The organism is Sphingomonas glacialis, assembly GCF_014653575.1.
Classification (GTDB): Bacteria; Pseudomonadota; Alphaproteobacteria; order Sphingomonadales; family Sphingomonadaceae; genus Sphingomonas; species Sphingomonas glacialis.
Map to the genome: position 1 here is coordinate 83,120 of NZ_BNAQ01000005.1, position 17,496 is coordinate 100,615.

A 17,496-nucleotide genomic window follows, 5' to 3' on the forward strand; every position below is an offset into this window, starting at 1 on the left:
ACGCGGGAGGAGAGCGAGACGGGGCGGGCGAAGAAACAGGAGATCAGCATGAAATTGTTCGGTCGCAAGGCCGGGCGCGATGAGTCGCGTCCGGCGCTCGAGGCGCGTCGCACTTCGCGCTTCGTCGAAGGCGCGGGAGGGGTCCCGGCGAGTTACCAGGAACAGGTGCGCGCGCTGTATCTGCGCAACGCGGTCGCGCAGCGGTCGGTGCGGATGATCGCCGATGCGCTCGGCGAGGCGCCGCTCGACGGGACGCCCGAGCTGGTGCGGCTGGTGCAGGCGCGCTCGGGCGGACAGGCGCTCACTGCGACGCTCGCCGCGCAGTTGCTGCTCCACGGCAATGCCTATGTCCAACTGCTGACCGACGCGCAGGGGCGGCTGGTCGAGCTGTTCGCGCTGCGGCCCGAGCGCGTCACGGTCGAGGCCGATGCCGGGGGGTGGCCGGTCGCGTATCGCTACGGCGTGGGCACGCAATCGGTGCGGCTGGTCGCCGACGATCCGCGGCCGCAGATCGTCCATATCAAGGCGTTCCATCCGCTCGACGATCATTACGGGCTCGGCTGTCTCGGCGCGGCGGCGGGCGCGATCGCGCTGCACAATGCCGCGGCGGCGTGGAACACCGCGCTGCTCGACAATGCCGCGCGGCCATCGGGTGCGCTGGTCTACGATCCGGGCGACGGATCGGCGCTGTCGGGCGAGCAGTTCGCGCGGTTGCGCGACGAGCTCGATGCGAGCTTTGCCGGCGCGCGCAATGCCGGGCGGCCGATGCTGCTCGAAGGCGGATTGAAATGGCAGGCGCTGAGCCTGACCCCGGCCGATCTCGATTTTGCCGAGATGAAGGCGGCGGCGGCGCGCGAGATCGCGTGCGGCTTCGGCGTGCCGCCGATGCTGCTCGGGCTGCCGGGCGATGCGACCTATGCCAATTACAAGGAAGCCAACCGCGCCTTGTGGCGCCAGGCGATCCTGCCGCTGGCGGGGACGATCCTCGCCGGGCTCGCGCAAGGCGTCGAGGGTTGGTTCGCGGGAGCGACGCTTGGCGTGGCGCTCGACCGCGTGCCGGCGCTTGCCGAGGATCGCGAGCGGCTGTGGGCACAGGTGAGCGCGGCGCCGTTCCTGACGCGCGACGAACAGCGCGCGATGGTCGGGCTCGCAAACCCGCTCCCTCCGGGAGAGGGCGAAGCGCAGCGCGGGGCGATTGGGGGGTGAGGGGGCGCCTCGCGCGCTGACCTTCGATCCCTGACCTCGGCCCGCACCCTTCCCACGCCTTCGGCGCGGGCCCCGTCCCGCTCCCGATGGGAGGGGGCGTTTCGAAAGGATTCTTTATGGCACTCGCAGAGGGTACGCTGCTGGCGCAATTGCTGGCGCAGGGCGCGCAGGAAGGCGCCGATCTGGCGACGCTGCGCGCGATCGCCGAGGAAGGCGGCGAGCTGGCGGCGGCGCGTGCGCTGGCGCGGCTCGGGCTCGATGACCCCGATGCCGCCAAGGACATGGCCGAATTGCGCGCGCTGCTCGGCGCGTGGCGCGATGCCAAGCGCTCGGTGTGGAAGGCGGTGGTCGGCTGGGTGGTGCGGATCGCGGCGGCGCTGTTGCTGACCGGGCTCGCGGTCAAGTTCGGGTTCTGGGATCTGGTCAAGTGAGCGACGGCGTGCGCTTTGCCGGGTACGCCGCTATCTTCGATACGGTCGATCGCGGGGGCGACGTGATCCGCGCGGGGGCGTTTGCCGGGGTGAGCGCGGGCGTGCCGTTGCTGTGGCAGCATCGCGGCGTCCCGGTCGGGGCGATCGAGCGGATCGCGACCGATGCGCGCGGGCTGCGCGTGGTCGCGCGAGTCGACGATCCGCGGCTTGCGGGGCTGGTGCGCAGCGGGGCGGTGGCGGGGTTGTCGATCGGCTATCGCGCGCGCGGCGTGCGGCCGCGGCTGGGCGGGGGGCGGGTGCGCGAGCTGACCGCGCTCGAGCTGGTCGAGGTCAGCCTGGTCGCATCGCCGATGCACCCCGCCGCGCGAGTGCATCGCGTCGCCGATGCTGCTACGCCGACGCATCCCGACGCGGTTCCCGATCCCGGGCGGCGGCGCGCGGAGCGAAGGAACGATCATGGCTGAAGGCACCATCAAGCGACTGACCGACAAGGGCTTCGGCTTCATCGCCGACGCATCGGGCACCGACATGTTCTTCCACATGTCGAGCGTCGAGGGCGTGCGCTACGAGGATCTGCGCGAGGGCGAGAAGGTCACGTTCGACGTCGGCCAGGGGCCGAAGGGGCCACGCGCGGAGAACGTCAAGCAAGCGTGATGGCATGATGCGGTGCTGATGCGCCGCTCGAGTTCAGCAGAAGGGGCGTCGCGCTTGCGGCGCCCCTTTTTCGTGCGCGGTGACCGAGGACGTGGTCGCCCGATCCTTTTCAACACCAAGGAGACCAGCATGACCGATACGCACGACGCGCTCGACAGCTTTGCGGCGCAGGACATGGAGGCGATGCAGCGGCCGTTGCTCGAGCGGGCAGGGGCGCCGGGCGAGGGTGCGTTTGCGGGGTTCGTCCGCTCGGGCGCGACGCTCGAGATCAAGGCGCTGAGCAGCGTCAGCGGTGATGCCGGCGGCTATGCGATCCCGCGCGAGATCGACGCGCAGATCGACGCGACGCTCACCGCGATCTCGCCGATCCGCGGCGTCGCCAATGTCGTGCGCGTGGGGAGTGCGGGGTATCGCAAGCTCGTGACCACGGGCGGCACGCCATCGGGCTGGGCGGCGGAGACCGATGCGCGCGGCGGCACGGGAACGCCGAGCTTCACCGAGATCGCGCCGCCGATGGGCGAGCTCTACGCCAATCCGAGCGCGAGCCAGGCGATGCTCGACGACGCCGCGTTCGATGTCGAGGAGTGGCTGGCGGGCGAGATCGCGACCGAGTTCGCGCGCGCGGAAGGGGCGGCGTTCGTCAACGGATCGGGCGTCAACCGGCCCAAGGGCTTCCTGCAGGCGCCGATCGCGGCGACCGGCGATGCCGCGCGTGCCTTCGGGACGCTGCAATATCTGGCGAGCGGCGCGGCGGGCGATTTCGCGGCGAACCCGCAGGACCGGCTGGTCGATCTCGTCCAGGCGCTGCGCGGGGCCTATCGGCAGGGCGCGGTGTTCGTGATGAATTCGAGCACGCTTGCGCGGATCCGCAAGTTCAAGACCAGCGACGGCGCGTTCCTGTGGAGCCCGAGCCTCGTCGCGGGGACGCCGGCGAGCCTGCTCGGCTATCCGGTGATCGAGGCCGAGGACATGCCCGATATGGCGGCGAACAGCTGTGCGATCGCGTTCGGCAATTTCAAGGCGGGGTATCTCATCGCCGAGCGGAGCGAGACGGTGATCCTGCGCGATCCCTACACCAACAAGCCGTTCGTCAATTTCTACGCGACCAAGCGGATCGGCGGGTGCGTGGCGAACAGCGAGGCGATCAAGCTGCTCAAGTTCGCGGTGAGCTGAGCCGGTTTCCCTCTCCCGGTGGGAGAGGGTGACCGAGCGCAGCGAGGTCGGGTGAGGGCGGGGACGTGGCGCGCCCGATCTGCCCTCACCTTTCCCACTCGGCTGCGCCGAGCGGGCCCCTTCCCTCTCCCGCTGGGAGAGGGAGAGAGGAGACATTCCATGATCGATGACAATGGCCCGGGCGCGGTGACGCTTGGGGCGGACGACCGTGCGCTGGCGGTGGCGGCGGTCAAGGCGGTTCTGCGCGTGGCGAGTGGCGATGAGGATGATCTCATCGCCGCCTTTGCCGAAAGTGCGTTGGGGCTCGCCGAGCAATTCACTGGCCGCGTGATGATCGCGCGGGCCTTGCGCGAGAGCGTGACGGCGCGAGGCGGCTGGCAGCGGCTCGGCGCGCGGCCGGTGCGCGCGATCAGCGCGGTCGAGACGCGCGGTGGGAGTGCGCTCTCGGCTGAGCGGTATGCGATCGACATCGATGCGGCGGGGGATGGCTGGGTGCGCGTGGGGGGCGGGGGGCTGGTGGTCGTGCGCTATGCGGCGGGGATCGCGGTGGAGTGGGCGGGGCTGCCTGCTCCGCTGCGGCAGGGTGTCGCGTTGCTCGCGGCGTATCTGTTCGATGAGCGCGATGCGAGTGTCGCGCCGCCGGCTGCGGTGACGGCGTTGTGGCGGCCGTTCCGGCGCGTGACGCTGCGCGGGTCGGTGCGATGCTGAGCGCGCTCGAGGCGCGTGGGAGCGCGGCGGGTGCGGTGGCGGCGGAGCGCGCGCGTGGGCGCGTGGCGGAGGCGCTGCGCAGCGCTTTGCCGGGCGTCGCGGTCAGCATCGAGGGCGAGGATGTCGTGCTGTCGGGGCGGATCTCGCTCGACGATCCGCGACTGCGCTGGATCGGGAGTTTGCTCGCATGAGCGCGGAGCGCGTGGTGCAGGCGGCGGCGCTCGACGCGCTGCGCGGGGTGGCGGGGCTCAACGGCGTGTATCTCGGCCCGCCCGTCAAGGCGACGCCGCCTTATGCGATGCTCGGCGAGCTTCTCAGCGGGGACTGGAGCGTCAAGGATCGCGCCGGGCGCGAGCTGCGGCTGCTCGTGACGGTGCGCGATGTGGGGGAGGCGCCCGCGCGGATTCAGGCGCTGGCGGCGGCGGTGGGCACGGCGATAGAGGCGCTGCCGCGCGATCTTGCCGGGTGGCGGCTGGCGAGCGTGGTGCTGGTGCGATCGCGGATCGGCGGCGGCGCGCCCGGCGCGTGGAGCGCTAGCGTCGAATATCGCGTACGGGTGTTGGCGGAGGGGTAGGGTGCCGCTCGGCGGTTCCGCCTTTCGAGAGCGGTTTTGTTCGCGCGGAGACGCTGGGACGCGGAGATGTCGCGCCTGGGGTGCCCGGCGTGCCTGCCACCAACGATTTTGGGACGCGTCCGGCCCGAGCCGGGCGCGTCATCTCCGCGTCTCCGCGCGAACCCATTCCACGCGACGCACGAGCGGCACGTCGGACATCATAAGGAGATACAGCAATGAGTGCAGAACGCGGGAGCGCCTTCCTGTTGAAGGTCGGCAATGGCGGCAGTCCGATCGTCTATGCGACGGTGGCGGGGCTGCGGACGACGCAATTGAGCCTCAATGGCGAGATGGTGGCGATCACCTCGAAGGATTCGGGCGGGTGGCGCGACTTGCTGTCGGGGGCGGGGGTGCGCAGCGTCAGCGTGTCGGGGGCGGGGATCTTTACCGGCTCGGCGGCCGAGTTGCGGATCAAGGGTAATGCGCTTTCGGGGGTGATCGACGACTATCGGCTGAGCTTCGAGAGCGGCGAGACGCTGTCGGGCAAGTTCCTCGTCACGCGGCTCGATTATGCTGGGGATTACAATGGCGAGCGATCTTACACGCTGAGCCTCGAGAGCTCGGGCGCGGTGGTGGCGGCATGAGCGCGCTCGCAAACCCGGTGCGCGGCGAGGCGGAGGTGCGGATCGCGGGCGAGACGATCGTGCTGCGGCCGAGCTTTGCGGCACTGGTCGCTGCCGAGGGCGAGATCGGGCCGCTGTTCGCGCTGGTCGAGCGCGCGGCGGCGGGGGCCTTGTCGCTCGGCGAGCTGGTCGCTCTGTTCTGGCATTGCCAGGGGGAGACGCCCGCCGCGATCACGCGCGCGCAGTTCGGCGAGGCGCTGGTCGAGCAGGGGCTCGCCGCGGCGACGCCGGTGCTGCGCGTGTTGCTCGGCCAGATCCTGGCGGGGCGGTGATGGCGTGCTTCGCCGATGCCGCGGCGCGGCTCGCGGGGCTGGCAGGTGCGGTGCTCGGGTGGAGCCCCGACCGTTTCTGGCTCGCGACGCCCGCCGAGCTGGCGGTCGTCGTCGCGGTGTTGCGCGGCGAGGCTGCGGCGGTCGATCCGCCCGATGCGGCGACGCGCGCGCGATTGCAGGAGGCGTTTCCCGATGGATGAGGAAATCGAACGGCTGGTGGTCGGCGTGCGCGCCGATACGACGGGCTTTGCGCGCGATGTCGATGCGATGCGCGCGAGCCTCGACGGGCCGCTGGCGAGTGGGGTCGACCGCGCCGGGCGCGCGATCGAGACGACGCTGGCCAAGGCGCTGACGGGCGGGAGCCTCGGCTTCGAGGATCTGCGCAAGGTGGCGCTGTCGGTGCTGGGCGACATCGCCGCGGCGGCGGTGCGGAGCGGGTTGAGCGCCTTGCTCGGCGGCGGTGGCGGTGGGGGCGACAGTCTGCTGGGCGTGCTTGGCGGGCTGATCGGCGGATCGCCCGGGCGCGCGACGGGCGGGCCGGTGTCGCCGGCGCGGCCGTATATCGTCGGCGAGCGTGGGCCCGAACTGTTCGTGCCGACGACGAGCGGGAGCATCGTCGCGAGCGGCGGCGCGGGTGGGCCGCGCGATGTGCGCGTGTCGATCACCGTGCAGGGCGGGAGCGATGCGCCGCAAGCGCTCGCCGCGTCGAGCCGCCAGGTGGCGCGCGCGGTGAAGGCGGCGCTTTCGTAACCAAGACTCCCCTCCCCTTCAGGGGAGGGGCTGGGGGTGGGGAAGTGCTGGGTGGTCGGGGTCTTTACGGCCCCACCCCAACCCCTCCCCTGAAGGGGAGGGGCTTTTTATGCCATTCTGGCTTGCACAGGACCGCACGATCCAGAGCGAGAGCGTGGTGACACGCTTCGATCCGCGCTTCTGGACGGTCAATTTTCCGCGGCCGATGATGGCCGCCGTCACCACCATCGGTCACGACGCGCTCCGGGTGGATGCGGTGTTCTACACTGTGGGGGATCTGGCGGGGCTGATCTGGGAGGCCGAGGATAGCCACGATCACCCGCTGCTGCGCTATGCGACGGCGCGTGATTTTCGCGGCTGTCGGCTGTCGTTCCGCTGGCGCGCGAACGGGGTGGTGGCGCTCGATCAAGTCAACGGTCCGGTGCTGACGATCGAGGGGCGCGATGCGCGCGGCGCGGCGCGCGCCTGGTATGTGCGGCTGTGGAATTATGCCGACGGCACGCCCGAGGATGCGACGATCACGCTCGATTTCGCGGCGCTCGACGGCGGCTATCGGCTGCCCGACGAAGCCGATCCGGTGTGGGCGGGCGATGTCGACCGGATGTTCGTCTCGTTGGTGCCGCCGGGATTCGTCGAACGCGGCAGTGCGGCGTTGCCCGCGCCGGTGGAGGCGTGGGTCGAGCTGAGCGCGCTTCGCTGCGAGGGATCGGGCGCGGTGCTTGCAATCGGCGATGTCGTGGTGCCCGAACACGGGCTGCAGATCGCGAGCGGGTATGACGACAGCTACAATCTCACGCCCGAGCGGCTGCTGCGGAACGCGCTGCTGCTCGGCTATCGCGGAAGGATCGTCCACTATCTCGGGATGAGCCACTTCCTGCGGGTCGAGGCCAGTTCGGGCGGCTTTTACGTGAGCTTGGCGGGGGGCGTGCTCAATGTCGCGGCGGCGGCGTGGCAGCGCGATTTCGCGGTGCGCGCGAAGGCGCTCGGGTATGAGGTGATCTGGTCGATCAGCTATGAACTGTTCGACGCGCATTGCTGGAGCGACTGGAAGCAGCGCGCCTGGGATGGCACGCCGGCGCTGACCGGATGGGATCCGCCGTCGTGCCTGCTGTCGCCGGCGAGCACGGGGGCGATGGCGTATTTGCGCGCGGTTGCGGTGGCGGTGATCGAGATCGCGCTCGCGGCGGGGCTCGCGCCCAAATTCCAGGTTGGCGAGCCGTGGTGGTGGGTGCTCGGCGATGGGCGGCCGTGTCTGTACGATGCGAGCGCGCGGGCGGCGCTGGGGGATCCGGTCGAGATTGCGGATGTCCACGCCGTCACGAGCGCGGCGCAGCGCAACCTGCTCGATGCTGCGGGGGCGTTGCTCGCGGCCTCGACCGCGGCGCTGGTCGCGGCGGTGAGGGCGGTGGCGCCGGCGGTCGAGACGCATCTGCTGGTCTATTTGCCGGGCGTACTGGCGCGCGATGCGCCCGAGTTGAAGCGCGCCAACGTGCCGCTCGGCTGGGCGTGGCCGGCGTTCGATGTGTTGCAGCTCGAGGATTATGATTTCGTGACCGCGGGGGATGTCGCGGGCACGGCGCGCGCGGTCGCGGTGGCGCAGGCGCGGCTCGGCTATGCGGCGGCGCAGACGCACTATTCCTCGGGCTTCGTGCTGCGCATCGACCAGCGGGCGCAGTGGCGCGAGATTGCGGCGGCGGCCGAGGCGGCGCGCGCGCGCGGCGTGGCGGCGACGTTCGTCTGGGCGCTGCCGCAAGTGTTGCGCGACGGGTTCGTCCATTTCGAGACCGAGGAGGATGCGGTGGTGCCGTTCGACGATGTGCTGTTCCCGCTTGCGCTGGGGCGCGAGGCCGAGGTGACGCCGCAATTTTCGACTGCGATCGTCACGAGCGCGGGCGGGCAGGAAATGCGCAATGCGAGCTGGGCCGAGGCGCGGACGCGCTACGATGTCGCGCCCGGGGTGCGCTCGGAGGCGGATATTGCGACGTTGCTTGGTTTCTTCCGGGCGCGGATGGGGCCGGCGCGCGGGTTTCGCTTGCGCGATCCGTTCGATTTTTCCTCGAGCGGGGCGAGCTTTGGGGCGAGCTTTGGGGCGGGCGATCAGCTGCTGGGGGAAGGCGACGGCGTCACGGTCAGCTTCGCGCTCGTCAAACACTATGGCGACGCGGTGCGGCGGATCACGCGGCCGGTCGCGGGAAGCGTGCGCGTTGCGGTCGGCGGGGTCGAGACGACGCGGTTCACGCTCGCGGCGGGGGGCTATGTCGTGCTCGATGCGGCGCCGGGCGTGGGGGTGGCGGTGCGTGCGGGGTTTTTGTTCGACGTGCCGGTGCGCTTTGCCGAGGATACGCTGAGCGTCACTCGGACGACGTTCCTGGCGGGCGCGACGACCAGCGTGCCGCTGATCGAGGTGCGGGAGTAGCGTGCAGTGCCCGTGTGTGGGGCCTTCCCGGCGTGGACCGCCCTCACCCGACCTCGCTGCGCTCGGCCATCCTCTCCCAAAGGGAGAGGGATTCTGGAGACACTTCATGGCTTTGCTCACCGGCCCCCTCACCACGCTCGCTTTGTGCTGGCGGATCGAGCGGCGCGATGGCGTGGCGATCGGGCTGACCGATCATGACCGCGATCTCGCGATCGACGGGCTCGTCCATGCCGCCGCGCCGGGGATGACGCCCTCGGCGATCAAGCGCAGCGACGGGCTCGATGCCGATACGATGGACATTACCGGCGCGCTGACCAGTGCGGCGATCGGCGCGCGCGATTTGCTCGCCGGGCGGTGGGATGGCGCGCGCGTGCAGCTGTTCGCGGTCGACTGGAGCGGGGCGGACGGGCGTCGCGTGCCGCTCGGCGAGGGGACGATCGGTGCGGTCGAGAGCGACGCGCATGGCTTCACCGCCGAATTGCGCGGTGCGACCGCGGCGCTCGACCGGCCCGTGGTCGAGGTGACCTCGCCCGAATGTCGTGCCGAACTCGGCGACGCGCGCTGTCGCGTCGCGATGGCGGGACGGCGGCGGTATGCGCGGGTGGCGGCGTGGCACGAGCGAGTGGTGACGCTCGCCGCCGCCGAGCCGGTCGCCAACGCGTATGGCGGGGGGCTGCTGCGCTGGATCGGCGGGGAGAATTCGGGGCTCGAGGGGGCGATTGCGGTGTCCGACGGGAGCAGCGTCACGCTGCGGATCGACCCTGCGCTGCCGGTTGCGGTGGGGGATTTGGTCGAGCTGATCGAGGGGTGCGACAAGAGCCTGGCGACCTGTGCCGGGCGCTTCGCCAATGCCGTCAACTTCCGTGGCGAGCCGTTCCTGCCGGGAATCGACTTGCTGACGCGCTATCCCGGGGCATGACGCGCGCGGCGGCTGTCGTGGCGGCGGCGGAGGCGCTGATCGGGGTCGGATTTCGGTTACAGGGGCGTGTTCCCGTGCATGGGCTCGACTGCGTTGGGGTGGCGGCGCTCGCGGCGCGGGCGGGTGGGTTCGATGGCGACATTCCGGAAGATTACGCGCTGCGGGGCGGCGACGCCGCGACACTGATCGCGCGCTTCGACGCGAGCGGGCTGGCGCGCGTTGGCGACCCGGCGCCGGGGGATATCGCGCTGTTCGCGGCGGGGCCGGCGCAGTTCCATCTGGCGGTGCTGGTGGCTGGCGGACTGATCCATGCCGATGCGGTGCTGCGGCGAGTCGTCGCGCGGCCGGGGGCGGCGCCCTGGCCGATGCTCGGCTGCTGGCGCGTGACAGGAGACTGAAATGGCGACGTTGGTGCTTTCGGTGGTGGGCCGCGCGCTCGGCGGGCCGATCGGGGCGGTGCTCGGTGCGGCGCTCGGCGGCGTGGTCGATCGCGACGTGCTGATGCGGCCCAAGGGCGTGGAGGGGCCGCGGCTTGCGTCGCTGCACCTGCAGACGTCGAATTACGGCACGCCGCTGCAGAAGGTGTTCGGCACGATGCGCGTCGGCGGGTGCGTGATCTGGTCGACCGATCTGATCGAGAGCCGCTCGAAGAGCAGCAGCGGCAAGGGCCAGCCGAGCGTGACGCGTTACAGCTATGCGGCGTCGTTCGCGGTGGCGCTGTCGGGGCGGCCGATCGTCGGGGTCGGGCGGATCTGGGCGGATGGCAACCTGCTGCGCGGCAGCGGCGGCGACTTCAAGGTCTCGACGGGGTTTCGGCTGCATCTGGGGGGCGAGGACCAGCCGGTCGATCCGCTGATCGCCGCGGCCGAGGGGGTGGGGTTCGCCCCGGCGCATCGCGGGATCGCCTATGCGGTGTTCGAGACGCTCCAGCTCGCCGATTATGGCAATCGCATTCCCTCGCTGACCTTCGAAGTGATCGGCGATGCCGCGCCGGTGTCGGTCGGCGCGATCGCCGAGGCGCTTTCGGAGGGGAGCGTGGCCGCGGCAGACGCGGTTCAGCCGCTCGCCGGCTTTGCGGCGTATGGCGATAGCGTCGGCAGCGTGCTCGACACGCTGGCCCAGGCCGGGGGAGCGTGGTTCGCGCCCGTTGGCGGCACGGTGGCGATGCGCGCAGGGTGTGCGTCCGAGCGCGAGATCGCCAATGGCGAGACGCGCAGCGTGGGCGCTTCGAGCGGCAAGCCCCACCGCGCGGTCGCTGCGCTCGAAAGCGTGCCGCGACAGGTCACGCTGTCGCACTACGATCTGGCGCGGGAGTACCAGATAGGTTTGCAGAGTGTGCGGCGGCCCGGTGCGGGGCGGCGCGAGGATCGAATCGAGCTGCCGGCAGCGATCGATGCGGGAACCGCCAAGACGCTTGCGCACGGCATCCTCGCGCGCGGCGAGGCGGGGCGCGAGCGGCGCAGCGTGACGCTCGGCTGGGACGCGCTCGACGTGGTGCCCGGCGCGTGCGTGACGATCGCCGGGGTCGCGGGGGTGTGGCGCGTCACGGGCTGGTCGCTCGAAAAGATGGTGCTGTCGCTCGACTGCGTGCGGCTCGCGGGCGGGACGCTGCCGGTGGCGGCGAGCCCGGGGCGCGTGCTGGCGGCGCCCGATGTGGTGACGGGAACCACGGTGATCGAGGTGTTCGAGAGCTTGCCGTTCGACGACGCGCTGCTGTCGGCACCGCGCGTGACGATCGTCGCCGGCGGAACGCAGCCGGGCTGGCGGCGTGCGGCGTTGCTCTACAGCCTCGACGACGGGGCGCGCTGGACGCCGCTGGGATCGACCGCGGCGCCGGGAAGCATGGGGCGGCTGGCGAGCCTACCGGGGCGCGGGTCGAGTGCGATCGCCGATCAGGCGCAGGCGTTCGAGGTCGATCTCGCTTACTCGGCGATGACGCTCGAAAGCGCCGATCCGCGCGCGCTCGATGCGGGCGCCAATCTCGCGCTGGTGGGCGATGAACTGCTGCAATTTTCGACCGCGACCCAGATCGGCGCGCGGCGCTGGCGGCTGGCGGGGCTGTGGCGCGGGCGGCGGGGGACCGAGGCGGCGATGGGGGGGCAGGCGATCGGCGATCGCTTCGTGTTGATCGAGGCCGAATCGGCTCTTTCGCTCGACCTGCCGCTCGCCGCGTTGGGAGCCGACCTTCGCCTTCTCGCGTCGGGGACCGGCGACGTCGACGGACCGGTTGCGACGCGCGTTATGGTGCGCGGAACTTCGGTCGTGCCGCCGTCCCCCGTCCATCTCCGCTGGCGCGAAAGCGGGGCGGGCGATGCCTGCGTAACTTGGGTGCGGCGCAGCAGAAACGGGTGGCGCTGGAGCGATGGGATCGATGTTCCGCAAGGCGAAGAGCGCGAGGCGTATCGCGTCACGCTGCTGTGGAACGACGGCAGGTCTCAGCTCACCGAGACGCACGAACCGCGTGTCGTCGTGGCGTCCGGGGACCGAGTGGGCGGGGTCGTGTTGCGCGTCGTCCAAATCGGCACGCAGGGCGAATCCGACGGCGCAACGATCACGATTCCCGACGGCTACGGATGACAGGAGATTTGCATGAGCGATGAGACAAGCACGCGCCTGGGCCTGCCTTTGCTGCAGCCCGGGCAGGCGCAGAAGGAGCTTTCGCACAACGAGGCCCTGACGTTGCTCGACATGGCGGTGCAGGCGAGCGTCGAGGCGGTCGGGCTCGACACGCCGCCAGAGGCGCCTTTGCCGGGCGCATGCTGGATCGTTGGCGTGACCCCGCGCGGCGTTTGGCGCGGGCAGGCGCAGGCGCTGGCCGGTTGGACTGCGGGGGGCTGGCGGTTCGTTGCGCCGCAACCCGGGATGCTGGTGTGGAGCAAGGCCGATCGGACCGACGCGCGTTTCGATGGCAGCCGTTGGACGGTCGGAACGCTTGCTGCGTCGCACCTCATCCTCGGTGGATTTGCGATGCTCGGGCCCCCGCGGCCGGCCATTGCTGCACCTGCGAACGGCAGCACGATCGACGCCGAGGCGCGCGCCACGATCACAACGATTCTGGCGGCACTTCAAACGCTTGGTCTCATCGCTGCCGCGTAGCATCGAAAATCGCTGACGGTTCCCGCTAAATCTGTGTTAAATCAGCAACAGTCCGGACATTTGTGCGCTTGCGTGGAAACCTTCCATTCGGTAGAGGGTTTGCGCTGTCCGAGTGACAACCAGATGAAGGGGATTTTTATGCGGAAGCTAGCCGTTACCATAGCGCTTGCCTCCACTGCTCTCGTTACCACACCAGCGCTGGCCCGGGATAAGTCCTGGTATGTCGGCGTCGACGGTGGTGCAGTGCTCGTGGAAGATATCAAGTTCGATATCAACAACGTGAAGAGCGCCGGTACCGTCGATCATCGCTACGGCTACGACGTCGATGGCGTGATCGGTTACGACCTTGGCATGTTCCGCCTCGAAGCCGAAGTCGGCTACAAGAGCGCATCGGTCGATAACTATCGTTCGTCGGTCACGACGCCGGGTCTCATCCCGTCGGGCGCAGTCGGCAACTATCCGGCTGGCACGTACCAGTTCGCTCGTGGTCGCACGACCGCACTGAGCTTCATGGTCAACGGCCTTGTCGACTTCGGCGACGATGACGGCATCCAGGGCTTCGTCGGCGGCGGTGTTGGTGTTGCACGCGTCAAGGAGCGCTTCGGCATCAACAGCCTGCAGAACCTGCTCAACGACAGCGACACGGTTTTCGCGTATCAGGGCCTCGCCGGCGTTCGCGCGCCGATCACGAAGCACGTCGATGCGTCGATCAAGTATCGCTTCTTCACCGCCGACAACGTCAAGCTGGTCGACGTCGCGGGTCGTGGCTACAACGGTCGCTATCGTACGCACAGCCTGCTCGCAGGTCTGACGTACAACTTCGGCGAGCCTGCTGCTCCGCCGCCGCCGCCGCCGCCCCCGCCGCCGCCTCCCCCGCCGCCGCCTGAGCCGGCTCCGGTTGTCGCGACGCCTTGCTCGCCTGGACCGTTCATCGTGTTCTTCGAGTGGGACAAGTCGGACGTCACGCCTGAGGCAGCCTCGATCCTGGACGGCGCAATCGCGCAGTACCAGAACTGCGGTAACGCAAAGGTCATGCTTGCTGGCTTCACCGACCGTTCGGGTACGCCGAAGTACAACGTCGGTCTGTCGCAGCGCCGCAACGACGCGGTTCGTGCGTACATGACCGCCCATTCGATCCCGGATGGCTCGATCGGCACCGAAGCCTTCGGTGAAGATCCCGCCCATCTGCGCGTCCAGACCGCCGATGGCGTTCGCGAAGTGCAGAACCGTCGCGTGGAAGTGTCCTACGGTCCGGGTTCGGGCAACTAAGCCCAGACCTGACTTTGGTCAGAAATCGGGGAGATCGGCGCAAGTCGGTCTCCCCTTTTTTGTGCGCCGGTGGCACGGTACATGTGAGGCCGGCGAGCGATCGCGCCGGGCTGGCAATACCGCCATGATCGGCTAGAGCGGCAGTTGTGGAGCGCCCCTCTGTGTGCCTCCGGACTGTGGTGCGCTTGCGAGATTTGAGGACTTTTCATGCGGATTACGATGATCGGCTCGGGGTATGTCGGCCTGGTATCAGGGGCATGCTTTTCGGATTTCGGCCATGACGTGATCTGCGTCGACAAGGACGAGACCAAGATTGCGGCACTCGAGGCGGGCAAGATGCCGATCTTCGAGCCCGGCCTCGATACGCTCGTCGCGAGCAACGTCGCGGCGGGGCGGCTCCGCTTCACGACCGATCTCAAGGCTGCGGTGGCGGGTGCCGATGCGGTGTTCATCGCGGTCGGCACGCCATCGCGGCGTGGCGATGGCCATGCCGATCTGAGCTATGTCTTCGCCGCCACGCGCGAGATCGCCGAGGCGATCGACGGCCCCGTCGTGGTCGTCACCAAGTCGACCGTCCCGGTCGGCACCGGCGACAAGGTTGAGGAGATTCTCACCGAACTCGCCGGCGATTTTCCGATCGCGGTCGTCTCCAACCCCGAGTTCCTGCGCGAGGGCGCCGCGATCGGCGACTTCAAGCGGCCCGACCGGATCGTGATCGGCACCGAGGATCCGCGCGCGCAGCAAGTGATGCGCGATGTCTATCGCCCGCTGTATCTCAACGAGAGTCCGATCCTGTTCACTGGCCGGCGCACCTCCGAGCTGATCAAATATGCCGCCAACGCCTTCCTGGCGACCAAGATCACCTTCATCAACGAGATCGCCGATCTGTGCGAAGCGGTCGGCGCGAACGTCAAGGACGTGTCGCGCGGGATCGGGCTCGATAACCGGATCGGTTCGAAGTTCCTACACGCCGGGCCGGGCTACGGCGGTTCGTGCTTCCCCAAGGACACGCTCGCTTTGCTCAAGACCGCCGAGGATTACGAAACGCCGGTGCGGATCGTCGAGGCGGTCGTCCAGGTCAACGATACGCGCAAGCGTGCGATGGGGCGCAAGGTGATTGCGGCGCTCGGCGGCGGCGATGGAACGAGCGTGCGCGGCAAGACCGTCGCGGTCCTCGGGCTGACCTTCAAGCCCAACACCGACGACATGCGCGATGCGCCGAGCCTGGCGATCATCCAGAGCTTGCTCGACGCTGGCATCACCGTGCGCGCGCATGACCCCGAAGGGATGGAGATCGCCAAGACGATGATGCCCGACATCACCTATTGCGGCGACGCCTATGCCGCCGCGCAGGGCGCTGACGCGGTCGTGATCGTGACCGAGTGGAACATCTACCGCGCGCTCGATCTCAAGCGGCTGGCGGCGACGATGGCGGCGCCGGTGATGGTCGATCTGCGCAACGTCTATCCGCCGAGCGATGCCGAGCGCGCCGGGTTCGCGTATAGCTCGATCGGGCGGTGACGGGGCGCTTGGCGTTAGGCGTCGGCGTGCGCTAACGCCGTCGCCAGCCAATCGGGCACCACGGCATCGCCGAGCGCTTCGACGCGGCGCAGTTCGACCATCAGGCCGAGGTCGGGATAGGTGGCGCGGGTGCGCTCGCCCGGCTCGCCGAGCGGTGCCACCACCAGCCGGCGGTTGACCTTGCTGCGATGGTGCATCCGCGCGGTGTTCTCCTGGCCGACATAGCAGCCCTTGGTGAAGCTGACGCCGTTCAGTTCGCGCGCGTTCGCCTCGAGCCACAGCGTCTTGTCGCTGCCGAGCTCGGCCTCGCCTTCGGGAACGCCGAGCGACAGGCGATGCGCGTGCCACCCGGTTGCTGCCTCGCCCGGCTCGCCTAGCCAGCGATAGCCGAGTTCGGCCAGCCGGGGGTCGGGCACGCCCTGGCCGGGCTCGCGCGACCAATGCACTGCGCCATCGGTCTGCTCGATCGTGATCGCGCGGCGTAGGCGATAGATCGACAGCCGCCGCCGCAATGCCTCGGCAACGCTCGCCTCGCAATCGAGCAGGACGTCGTCGCCGTCGGTCCAGACGACGAAGTCGAACAGCGCCTTGCCCTGCGGCGTCAGCAAGCCGGCCCAGGCCGGGAAGGGGCCGGCCATGTCGGCGGTGACGAGCCCCTGCAGGAAGCCGCGGACATCCTCCCCCGACAGGCGGAGGAGCGATCGATCGGCGAGCATGGTGGCATTCATGGCATGGAGGTAGGGGCGGCGAGGGGTAGCGGCAATACGCGGCTGGCGATTCGCCGCGCCGCGCGCTAGGCGGTCGGCATGACCGAGCGCCTCACGATCCGCCGCCCCGACGACTGGCATGTCCACCTCCGCGATGGCGAGATGCTCGCCGCGGTTGCGCAGTACACCGCGCGCCAGTTCGCGCGCGCGATCGTCATGCCGAACCTGACCCCGCCGGTGACCACGATCGCGGCGGCAGAGGCGTATCGCGAGCGGATCCTCGCCGCCTTGCCCGCGGGGACCGATTTCACCCCGTTGATGACTTGCTACCTCACCGATGCGGCCGACGCCGACGAGATCGCGCGCGGCTATGCCGAGGGCGTGTGGGCGGCGTGCAAGCTGTACCCGGCGCATGCGACGACGAACTCGGCGCACGGCGTCACCGATATCCGCGCGCTGTCGAGCGTGCTCGAGACGCTCCAGCGGATCGGCATGCCGCTGCTGATCCACGGCGAAGTGACCGACCGCGAGATCGACATCTTCGATCGCGAGGCGATCTTCGTCGAGCGGACGCTGGCGCCGCTGGTGCGCGACTATCCTGCGCTGAAGATCGTGCTCGAACATATCACGACCGCCGAGGCGGCCGCGTTCGTGACCGACGCGGGGCCGAACGTCGCCGCGACGATCACGCCGCAGCATCTCCACCTCAATCGCAACGCGATGTTCGATGGCGGGCTCCAGCCGCACGCCTATTGCCTGCCGGTGATCAAACGCGAACGCCATCGCCTTGCGGTACGCGCGGCGGCGGTGTCGGGGTCGCCGAGCTTCTTCCTCGGTACCGACAGCGCCCCGCATGGCCGCGCGCGCAAGGAAGCGTCCTGCGGCTGCGCGGGCATCTTCAACGCGCCGTACGCGCTCGAAAGCTATCTCGCAGTGTTCGACGAGGAAAATGCGCTCGACCGGTTCGAGGGTTTCGCCTCGGAACACGGCGCGCGTTTCTACGGTTTGCCGCTCAACGAGGGCACGATCACGCTCGAGCGGCGCGAGGAGGCGGTTCCCGAACTGATCGGCGCGGGTGACACTGCGGTCGTGCCGTTCCACGCCGGCCAGACGCTCGGCTGGCGCTTCATCGGCTAAC

21 protein-coding genes are annotated in these 17,496 nt (G+C 69.6%); 20 read left to right on the forward strand and 1 reads right to left on the reverse strand.

The window, feature by feature from the left end; translation table 11 throughout:
* The first annotated feature begins 48 nt into the window (after window positions 1-48).
* From IE187_RS15755 to IE187_RS15845, 19 genes are all read left to right on the forward strand, one after another.
* On the forward strand, window positions 49-1,206 hold the full coding sequence (locus IE187_RS15755) for a phage portal protein (protein WP_189677026.1): 1,158 nt from the start codon (window positions 49-51) through the stop codon (window positions 1,204-1,206).
* A 116-nt stretch (window positions 1,207-1,322) separates the two neighbouring features.
* On the forward strand, window positions 1,323-1,637 hold the full coding sequence (locus IE187_RS15760) for a DUF6127 family protein (RefSeq protein ID WP_133191664.1): 315 nt from the start codon (window positions 1,323-1,325) through the stop codon (window positions 1,635-1,637).
* Window positions 1,634-2,101, forward strand: a complete 468-nt coding sequence (locus IE187_RS15765) for an HK97 family phage prohead protease (RefSeq protein WP_189677027.1) — start codon at window positions 1,634-1,636, stop codon at window positions 2,099-2,101. The genes IE187_RS15760 and IE187_RS15765 overlap by 4 nt, the downstream gene beginning before the upstream one ends.
* Entirely contained in the window at window positions 2,094-2,291 is a 198-nt protein-coding gene (locus tag IE187_RS15770) for a cold-shock protein (protein WP_133191666.1), read from the forward strand. The genes IE187_RS15765 and IE187_RS15770 overlap by 8 nt, the downstream gene beginning before the upstream one ends.
* Window positions 2,292-2,420: 129 nt before the next feature.
* A complete protein-coding gene (locus IE187_RS15775) occupies window positions 2,421-3,464 on the forward strand; it encodes a phage major capsid protein (RefSeq protein ID WP_189677028.1) in 1,044 nt (347 codons plus the stop codon).
* 159 nt (window positions 3,465-3,623) lie between these two features.
* Window positions 3,624-4,172: a head-tail connector protein gene (locus tag IE187_RS15780; protein WP_189677029.1), complete on the forward strand. Its 549-nt coding sequence runs from the start codon at window positions 3,624-3,626 to the stop codon at window positions 4,170-4,172.
* A complete protein-coding gene (locus IE187_RS15785; RefSeq protein WP_133191669.1) occupies window positions 4,166-4,363 on the forward strand; it encodes a hypothetical protein in 198 nt (65 codons plus the stop codon). The genes IE187_RS15780 and IE187_RS15785 overlap by 7 nt, the downstream gene beginning before the upstream one ends.
* The gene (gene gp17, locus IE187_RS15790) at window positions 4,360-4,746 is read left to right on the forward strand and encodes a tail completion protein gp17 (RefSeq protein WP_189677030.1); all 387 of its coding nucleotides are present in this window, start codon (window positions 4,360-4,362) and stop codon (window positions 4,744-4,746) included. The genes IE187_RS15785 and gp17 overlap by 4 nt, the downstream gene beginning before the upstream one ends.
* 215 nt (window positions 4,747-4,961) lie before the next feature.
* Entirely contained in the window at window positions 4,962-5,369 is a 408-nt protein-coding gene (locus IE187_RS15795; protein WP_189677031.1) for a phage major tail protein, TP901-1 family, read from the forward strand.
* Window positions 5,366-5,680, forward strand: a complete 315-nt coding sequence (locus tag IE187_RS15800) for a gene transfer agent family protein (protein WP_189677032.1) — start codon at window positions 5,366-5,368, stop codon at window positions 5,678-5,680. Before IE187_RS15795 ends, IE187_RS15800 begins: the two co-directional genes overlap by 4 nt.
* Window positions 5,680-5,880, forward strand: a complete 201-nt coding sequence (locus tag IE187_RS15805) for a phage tail assembly chaperone (protein WP_189677033.1) — start codon at window positions 5,680-5,682, stop codon at window positions 5,878-5,880. Before IE187_RS15800 ends, IE187_RS15805 begins: the two co-directional genes overlap by 1 nt.
* Window positions 5,873-6,430 carry a tail tape measure protein gene (locus IE187_RS15810; RefSeq protein ID WP_189677034.1) on the forward strand — a complete coding sequence of 186 codons (558 nt, stop codon included), beginning with the start codon at window positions 5,873-5,875 and terminating at the stop codon, window positions 6,428-6,430. Before IE187_RS15805 ends, IE187_RS15810 begins: the two co-directional genes overlap by 8 nt.
* A gap of 109 nt (window positions 6,431-6,539) precedes the next feature.
* On the forward strand, window positions 6,540-8,846 hold the full coding sequence (locus IE187_RS15815; RefSeq protein WP_189677035.1) for a DUF2460 domain-containing protein: 2,307 nt from the start codon (window positions 6,540-6,542) through the stop codon (window positions 8,844-8,846).
* A gap of 106 nt (window positions 8,847-8,952) precedes the next feature.
* Window positions 8,953-9,765 carry a phage/gene transfer agent baseplate hub protein gene (locus tag IE187_RS15820; protein WP_189677036.1) on the forward strand — a complete coding sequence of 271 codons (813 nt, stop codon included), beginning with the start codon at window positions 8,953-8,955 and terminating at the stop codon, window positions 9,763-9,765.
* Complete coding sequence (locus IE187_RS15825) at window positions 9,762-10,163, forward strand: peptidoglycan endopeptidase (protein WP_189677037.1); 402 nt, start codon at window positions 9,762-9,764, stop codon at window positions 10,161-10,163. The genes IE187_RS15820 and IE187_RS15825 overlap by 4 nt, the downstream gene beginning before the upstream one ends.
* Before the next feature lies 1 nt (window position 10,164).
* On the forward strand, window positions 10,165-12,342 hold the full coding sequence (locus IE187_RS15830) for a phage tail protein (RefSeq protein WP_189677038.1): 2,178 nt from the start codon (window positions 10,165-10,167) through the stop codon (window positions 12,340-12,342).
* Window positions 12,343-12,354: 12 nt separating this feature from the next.
* Entirely contained in the window at window positions 12,355-12,861 is a 507-nt protein-coding gene (locus IE187_RS15835) for a DUF2793 domain-containing protein (RefSeq protein ID WP_189677039.1), read from the forward strand.
* Window positions 12,862-12,999: 138 nt separating this feature from the next.
* Window positions 13,000-14,130 (forward strand): OmpA family protein, encoded by a 1,131-nt coding sequence (locus tag IE187_RS15840; RefSeq protein WP_165954589.1) that lies wholly within the window; start codon window positions 13,000-13,002, stop codon window positions 14,128-14,130.
* Window positions 14,131-14,337: 207 nt separating this feature from the next.
* Entirely contained in the window at window positions 14,338-15,651 is a 1,314-nt protein-coding gene (locus tag IE187_RS15845; RefSeq protein ID WP_133191680.1) for a UDP-glucose dehydrogenase family protein, read from the forward strand.
* Window positions 15,652-15,665: 14 nt separating this feature from the next.
* Here the strand turns inward: IE187_RS15845 and ygfZ are convergent, their stop codons facing one another.
* Window positions 15,666-16,367 (reverse strand): CAF17-like 4Fe-4S cluster assembly/insertion protein YgfZ, encoded by a 702-nt coding sequence (gene ygfZ / locus IE187_RS15850; RefSeq protein WP_229839446.1) that lies wholly within the window; start codon window positions 16,365-16,367, stop codon window positions 15,666-15,668.
* 90 nt (window positions 16,368-16,457) lie between these two features.
* Between ygfZ and pyrC the strand changes: the two genes are divergently transcribed.
* Window positions 16,458-17,495, forward strand: a complete 1,038-nt coding sequence (gene pyrC / locus IE187_RS15855; RefSeq protein ID WP_189677040.1) for a dihydroorotase — start codon at window positions 16,458-16,460, stop codon at window positions 17,493-17,495.
* Window position 17,496: the final 1 nt, after the last annotated feature.

Coding starts and splice junctions, on each gene's coding strand:
- IE187_RS15755 (WP_189677026.1), top strand. CDS start 49: ATGAAATTGTTCGGTCGCAAGGCCGGGCGCGATGAGTCGCGTCCGGCG.
- IE187_RS15760 (WP_133191664.1), top strand. CDS start 1,323: ATGGCACTCGCAGAGGGTACGCTGCTGGCGCAATTGCTGGCGCAGGGC.
- IE187_RS15770 (WP_133191666.1), top strand. CDS start 2,094: ATGGCTGAAGGCACCATCAAGCGACTGACCGACAAGGGCTTCGGCTTC.
- IE187_RS15775 (WP_189677028.1), top strand. CDS start 2,421: ATGACCGATACGCACGACGCGCTCGACAGCTTTGCGGCGCAGGACATG.
- IE187_RS15780 (WP_189677029.1), top strand. CDS start 3,624: ATGATCGATGACAATGGCCCGGGCGCGGTGACGCTTGGGGCGGACGAC.
- IE187_RS15785 (WP_133191669.1), top strand. CDS start 4,166: ATGCTGAGCGCGCTCGAGGCGCGTGGGAGCGCGGCGGGTGCGGTGGCG.
- gp17 (WP_189677030.1), top strand. CDS start 4,360: ATGAGCGCGGAGCGCGTGGTGCAGGCGGCGGCGCTCGACGCGCTGCGC.
- IE187_RS15795 (WP_189677031.1), top strand. CDS start 4,962: ATGAGTGCAGAACGCGGGAGCGCCTTCCTGTTGAAGGTCGGCAATGGC.
- IE187_RS15800 (WP_189677032.1), top strand. CDS start 5,366: ATGAGCGCGCTCGCAAACCCGGTGCGCGGCGAGGCGGAGGTGCGGATC.
- IE187_RS15805 (WP_189677033.1), top strand. CDS start 5,680: ATGGCGTGCTTCGCCGATGCCGCGGCGCGGCTCGCGGGGCTGGCAGGT.
- IE187_RS15810 (WP_189677034.1), top strand. CDS start 5,873: ATGGATGAGGAAATCGAACGGCTGGTGGTCGGCGTGCGCGCCGATACG.
- IE187_RS15815 (WP_189677035.1), top strand. CDS start 6,540: ATGCCATTCTGGCTTGCACAGGACCGCACGATCCAGAGCGAGAGCGTG.
- IE187_RS15820 (WP_189677036.1), top strand. CDS start 8,953: ATGGCTTTGCTCACCGGCCCCCTCACCACGCTCGCTTTGTGCTGGCGG.
- IE187_RS15825 (WP_189677037.1), top strand. CDS start 9,762: ATGACGCGCGCGGCGGCTGTCGTGGCGGCGGCGGAGGCGCTGATCGGG.
- IE187_RS15830 (WP_189677038.1), top strand. CDS start 10,165: ATGGCGACGTTGGTGCTTTCGGTGGTGGGCCGCGCGCTCGGCGGGCCG.
- IE187_RS15835 (WP_189677039.1), top strand. CDS start 12,355: ATGAGCGATGAGACAAGCACGCGCCTGGGCCTGCCTTTGCTGCAGCCC.
- IE187_RS15840 (WP_165954589.1), top strand. CDS start 13,000: ATGCGGAAGCTAGCCGTTACCATAGCGCTTGCCTCCACTGCTCTCGTT.
- IE187_RS15845 (WP_133191680.1), top strand. CDS start 14,338: ATGCGGATTACGATGATCGGCTCGGGGTATGTCGGCCTGGTATCAGGG.
- ygfZ (WP_229839446.1), bottom strand. CDS start 16,367: ATGCTCGCCGATCGATCGCTCCTCCGCCTGTCGGGGGAGGATGTCCGC.
- pyrC (WP_189677040.1), top strand. CDS start 16,458: ATGACCGAGCGCCTCACGATCCGCCGCCCCGACGACTGGCATGTCCAC.